A 329-nucleotide genomic window follows, 5' to 3' on the forward strand; every position below is an offset into this window, starting at 1 on the left:
TACCTTATCCCCGGCAATGAAATGCTGTGGCAAGGCGTTTATGTCCGTAACCTGGCAGTCACCCTTCCCCCGCAATTCTCAAAAGGAGAAGACAAACGTGTCAGTTTTTCCGCCCATGACATGATTATCGACGATAACGGTATCAGCGGTACTTTCGGCGCACACAATATCCTCTCCATCAATGAAGGCAATGCCAGCGGATGGGCTTTTTCCGTTGACTATTTCGGCCTGACGCTGATGGCCAATACACTGGAAGGCGCCGAGTTTAACGGAATGATAGGTCTACCCGTATCAGAGCGTACCAACCTGAAATATAACGGCCTCATTGC

General features: G+C 49.8%; 1 protein-coding gene. It reads left to right on the plus strand.

Features of this window, described 5'->3' with window-relative positions:
- On the plus strand, positions 1-329 hold a 329-nt coding region (locus D0T66_RS16495), incomplete at both ends, for a hypothetical protein (RefSeq protein ID WP_163358327.1).

It is taken from the genome of Dysgonomonas sp. 25 (assembly GCF_010501075.1).
Lineage (GTDB): Bacteria > Bacteroidota > Bacteroidia > Bacteroidales > Dysgonomonadaceae > Dysgonomonas.